Source organism: Mesorhizobium sp. M7A.F.Ca.MR.362.00.0.0, from assembly GCF_004023175.1.
In the GTDB taxonomy this organism is placed as follows: Bacteria; Pseudomonadota; Alphaproteobacteria; order Rhizobiales; family Rhizobiaceae; genus Mesorhizobium.
This window is the reverse complement of the sequence record NZ_RZTF01000558.1, coordinates 1,527-3,128: the sequence shown is the minus strand read 5'-3', so window position 1 is coordinate 3,128 and position 1,602 is coordinate 1,527. Positions and strand designations below refer to the sequence as shown.

The 1,602-nt window shown below is 67.7% G+C and carries 2 protein-coding genes; both read right to left on the bottom strand.

Annotation, left to right across the window (positions count from 1 at the left end; translation table 11 throughout):
• Positions 1-286: adenosylcobinamide-GDP ribazoletransferase (locus EOC06_RS35080; protein ID WP_206631326.1), on the bottom strand; the 286-nt coding region annotated here is incomplete at its 3' end.
• Positions 287-289: 3 nt separating this feature from the next.
• A partial coding sequence (locus tag EOC06_RS35075) for a cobyrinate a,c-diamide synthase (protein WP_245470340.1) occupies positions 290-1,602 on the bottom strand: 1,313 nt, incomplete at its 5' end.

Below are 1,602 nucleotides of genomic sequence, written 5' to 3'. Positions count from 1 at the left end.
GGAATAGCCCGTCCTCATGCAGGCAGCCGGTGGTGAGCACGGTTGCCACGAGAGCAAGGGCCGCCGCTGGCCCCATGGCCAGGCCAAACCGTTCGGCCGTGGCAAAGACGATAGCGCCGATCAGGCCGACGACAAGTCCGGCGATGGGGGCTGCCCAGATTGCGGCGGCAAGGCTGCGGCCGCGAAAATCGAAGACGGGTAGCGGCAGACGGGTGAAGAAGACCAGGCATAGCGCGATGTCGTCGACGACCTGCCGCGGTGAAAGGGCCAGATTCCTGAACTTCATGCTCTAGCCCCTCGCAATCGCATGGAAGAAGGTGCCGCTGACATGGCCGCGCCGGTAGCCCGAGGCGCCGATCGGATTGCCCAGACCGTCGGCAAGGTCGGCCAAGGGGTCGTCATTGCCGGTAGAGGTCATCTGCGCATAGTGGAATTCGTGGCCGCGGATCAGCGCACCTTGTGAGCCCAGCGGGCAGTCGGCGCGCAGCCGCGCCTCGCGGTAGCCGAGATTCATCTTGCGTTTGGCGAAGCTGGTGGAATGGCCGAGCAGGCCGAGCATCGCATGCGTGTCGCCCGATGCGTCCTCCAGCGCTTCGCCCAGCACCATGAAGCCACCGCACTCGCCATGGATGGGCTTTGTCGTGGCAAAACGCGCCATCCCGGCGCGGAAATTCGCGGCGGCGGCGAGCTTGCCGGCGTGAAGCTCGGGATAGCCGCCCGGCAGCCAGCAGACATCGCAGGTCTCGTCGGGCGCTTCATCGGCGAGCGGCGAGAACGGGACGATTTCGGCACCCGCCTTGCGCCAGTAGGCGGCGACATGCGGATAGAGGAAGGTGAAGGCGGCATCCTCGGCCAACGCGATCCGCTGGCCGGGCGGCGCCAGTGCGTCGGTGAAGCCGCCAGACGCCGGGGTGAGGGGTGTCGCCAGGGCCATGATCGCATCGAGGTCGAGCGATTTCTCCGCCATGTCGGCCAGCCGGTCGAGATGCGCCATCAGGTCGTCATATTCGCCGGCCTGGACGAGGCCGAGATGGCGTTCGGGCAGGTTCAGCGTGGGATCGCGCAGGATGGCGCCGACGACCGGCAGGCCGATCGCCTCGATGGCTTCGCTGCACAGCTTGCGATGGCGCTCGCTGCCCAACCGGTTGAGCACTACACCGGCCATGCGTACATCCGGATCGTAGGTGGCAAAGCCCTTGGCGACGGCGGCCGCGGTGGTCGACTGGCCGGAGACGTCGAGCACCAGCAGCACCGGCAGGCCATAGAGCCGTGCCAGGTCGGCGGCCGAGCCGGTGCGCCCCGGCGAGGCCGGAATGCCGTCGAACAGGCCCATGGCGCTTTCGAGGATGACGAAATCGGTGTCGTCGGCGGCTTGCGCGGCGAGTGCGTTGAGCAGCGATGGCGGCATCGCCCAGCTGTCCAGATTGACGCCGGACAGTCCCGTGGCGGCGGTGTGGAAGCCGGGGTCGATGTAGTCGGGACCGGATTTGGCGCCTCGCACCTTCAGCCCACGCCGGGTGAGCGCGCGTAAAATGCCGATGGTGACGCTGGTCTTGCCGGAGCCGGAGCGCGGCGCGCCGATGATGATGGCGCGGGCCGTCA